This window comes from Nocardia aobensis NBRC 100429, from assembly GCF_000308375.1.
Lineage (GTDB): Bacteria > Actinomycetota > Actinomycetes > Mycobacteriales > Mycobacteriaceae > Nocardia > Nocardia aobensis.
Genome location: NZ_BAFQ01000146.1, coordinates 1 through 3219, shown reverse-complemented (window position 1 = coordinate 3219; position 3219 = coordinate 1). Strand labels below are relative to the sequence as shown.

Below are 3219 nucleotides of genomic sequence, written 5' to 3'. Positions count from 1 at the left end.
TCCACCGGCGGGTCTGGCGTCGATGCCCGGAATACCGCCGTCGAGTCCCACCATGCGATAGGCGCCGTTCGGAGCGACCGATTCGACGGCCAGTTTCGCGGTGGCGTCGTTGCCGACGAAGTCGAACACGGCCTCCGCACCCCGGCCGTCGGTGCAGTCCAGAATGCGTGCGGCGGTCTTCTCGTCGGCCGTCAGCGTGAGATCGGCGCCACATGCCGTCGCGAGCTCCAGCTTCTCCGCGGAGATGTCGACCGCGATGATGCGGCAGGCCGTGATGGCCTTCAGGATCTGCACCGCGACATGTCCGAGCCCGCCGATGCCGATCGCGACGGCGGTGGCGCCGGGCCGCAATTGGTCGGCGGCCCCGCGGATGGCGTGATACGGCGTGAGCGCCGCATCGGCCAGCGGCGCCGCCGTCGCGAAGTCCAGCTCGCCGATGGGCACGAACGAATTCGCCGGAATACGAACGTATTCCGCCATTCCCCCGTCCGGCCCGAGTCCCGGGCAGGGCGGCATCGCGGTGCGCCCCGCCGCGATGCAGACGTTCTCGTTACCGCTCACACATTCCCGGCACACGCCACAGGACCAGCATAGGTAGACCAGGCCCCGCTCCCCCGCGCGACGACCGTCGACCTCGGCGCCGACCGCCTCGATGGTGCCGGCGATCTCATGCCCCATCGTCAGCGGATCCTCGCGCAGCGGGAACGGCAAGCCGAGCACGAACGAATCCGAATGGCAGATTCCGGCCGCCCCGACCTTCAGCAGCAGATCGGTGGGTCCGATCTCGGGGATCGGGACCTCGCGTAGCTCCAGCGTGCCGGGCCCGGTCAATTGCAATGCGCGCATGTTCTGTTTCCTCACCGCGGCGTTCGGCGCAGCGCCGGACGTGACGTGGCACACACGGTAGCACTCACTGGACACAGCGTCCAGTGAGTGTGCGGGCGTCTATCATCGACGTCATGCCTTCGGAATCGACCGCCCGGCGCGGGTCGCTGCGCGATGAGCAGAAGCGGGCGACGCGGATGCGCATCGTCGAGGAGGCGCGGCAGTTGTTCGCGCGTGAGGGTTATCTGGGAGTGCGCGTCGACGACATCGCCGCCGCGGTCGGCTGCAGCCGGGCCACCTTCTACCTGCACTTCACCGGTAAGACCGAGGTGCTGCGGGCGATCGCGGAACAGGGCACACTCGCCAGCGTCCAATTCTTCTACCGGGATCTGGACCGGGTCCTGGCCACCGGCTCCCGCGCGGAGTTCACCACGTGGATGCGCCGGGCCATCGAGTGGTTCTTCGACAACAAGGATCTGCTTCCCGCCTGGGACGAGGCGACCGCCCTGGAACCGGAGTTCCGCGACCTCGCGCGGGAGGGCATCATGCAGCTCGCCGACGGGATGCCGGACTATCTGGCGCGCTGGCCCGAGAGCCGCCGCGACGAAGCGCGCCTGCGCATCGAACTACTCGTGGCGCAGCTGGAACGCTTCTTCACCCGATGGGCGATGCAGGGCACCATCGAGGTCACCGCGGCCGCGGCCGCCGAAGTCCTCACCGATATCTGGTTTCCGGCCCTGCAGGCGCCCGAATAACACAGCGGGACAACGTCTTCCGGTTATTTCGGCGGGAGCGTGCGGGCATATCCGAGCCCACGATCCAGCCAGGCGTGCAGCACCTCGTCGTCGTCGAGATATTCCGGCGCCACCCGCAACCAGTTCCGCATCTCCCGACCGCCCATCACCATCGGCGCGACCGCGGAACCGTCGATGAGCTCCTCGGCCTGCGCCGGATCGACCCGGACCAGCAGGCCGCCCTGACCGCTGGCCGCCACCGCCATATTGCCGCCGACCAGGAAGGCCAGCCCGCCGAACATGCGCTTTTCGACCGTCTCGGTCACCGCCGGCCCGAGCAGGTCCCGGATCCGGTCCGCCAACTCTTCGTCATAGGCCATAGGGCATTCTCACACCGGGCACCGACAGATCCGGACCGATCCCGCGGCGGCCGGTTCGAAGAATTCACCGAGAATTCGCGCCCTTGGGAACCCGCAGCGGTTGCTCCGGTGCGGTGGTTGGACCAGCATCCAACCTCATGCGGAATCGCTTGAATCCTGCCGGTGACATCCCCGATACCGGAATCCCCGAGCAGCTGGCCGCCACCATGACGATGGCCGAACAGCACGAATGGCACCGGGGATATCTGCGGCGGCATGCGGTGTCGCGGCGGAACTTCCTGCGTGGTTCGGCCGCGGCCGCCGCGGTGGCCGCCGTCGGCACCTCACCGTTCGCGGGGCGGGCCTATGCCGATCAGGCGCAGCTCGCGGTGGGCGGCCGCCACGTCGGCTTCGGCCCGGACGCCGCCAGTCAGCTGCGCTTCGCCGCGCAGCTGTCGCGTAATCCCAGCGGCGCCAAGGTCTTTCTCGATCACGGGCCGACGCCGGCGCTCGGCGCGAGTGTCGAGGCGGAGGTGCGCGATCTGGTGACCCAGATCCCCACGAGCGACAGCGGCGTACTCGCCGCCGAACAGTTCTATGTGCACGCGCCGGTCGACGGCCTGCCCGGACGGCTGCCGCATTTCTACCGCTGGCGCACCTCCGACGGATTCGTCGGCGACATCCGCGCCGCGTCGACCGCGATGCCGAGTGTGCGCAACGCGGTGCTGCCCTTCCGGTTCACCATGATGGGCGATCAGGGCACCGACGACACACCCACCCAGCCGGCGGGCGTCGCCCCCGGCGACTACGACGACAAGTACTACAAACCCGACAACGACCCGGCGGTCCCGCACGCGGACAACGTGATGCGCCAGATCGTGGCGTGCAAGCCGGATTTCCATGTGCTGGCGGGCGATATCGCCTACGCCGACCCGTCGGGCGCGGGGAAGAAGCCGCGCTACGTCGCCGCCGGTGACAAACTGCCCGACGGATTCGACAAGTTCAATCCGTACGTGTGGGACGTGTATTTCGGCGCCATCGAAGCCAGCGCCTCGACCACGCCGTGGATGTTCGCCACCGGCAACCACGACATGGAGGCCGCCTACGACACCCACGGGTACGGTGGACACCTCGCCCGCCTGGACCTTCCGGCCAACGGGCCCGCGGGCTGCCCGTCGGCGTACTCGTTCACCTACGGCAATGTGGCGGTGCTGTCGCTGGACGCCAACGACGTCTCCTACGAGATCAAGGCCAACACCGGCTATTCGGGCGGCGCCCAGACCGGTTGGGTGGAGCGGACT

Annotated in this window: 4 protein-coding genes; 2 read left to right on the top strand and 2 right to left on the bottom strand. The window is 68.5% G+C overall.

Annotated elements, in window-relative coordinates; all coding sequences use genetic code 11:
• A partial coding sequence (locus RJ03_RS18975) for an alcohol dehydrogenase catalytic domain-containing protein (protein ID WP_036504311.1) occupies window positions 1-846 on the bottom strand: 846 nt, incomplete at its 3' end.
• Between the two features lie 113 nt (window positions 847-959).
• Here RJ03_RS18975 and RJ03_RS18970 point away from each other — a divergent pair.
• Window positions 960-1580 carry a TetR/AcrR family transcriptional regulator gene (locus RJ03_RS18970; protein WP_036504310.1) on the top strand — a complete coding sequence of 207 codons (621 nt, stop codon included), beginning with the start codon at window positions 960-962 and terminating at the stop codon, window positions 1578-1580.
• A gap of 23 nt (window positions 1581-1603) precedes the next feature.
• Here the strand turns inward: RJ03_RS18970 and RJ03_RS18965 are convergent, their stop codons facing one another.
• Complete coding sequence (locus RJ03_RS18965; protein WP_036504308.1) at window positions 1604-1939, bottom strand: TfoX/Sxy family protein; 336 nt, start codon at window positions 1937-1939, stop codon at window positions 1604-1606.
• Between the two features lie 137 nt (window positions 1940-2076).
• On the opposite strand from RJ03_RS18965, the gene RJ03_RS18960 reads away from it, so the two are divergent.
• Window positions 2077-3219, top strand: a 1143-nt coding sequence (locus RJ03_RS18960; protein ID WP_036504307.1) for a metallophosphoesterase family protein, incomplete at its 3' end; no start/stop codon positions are given.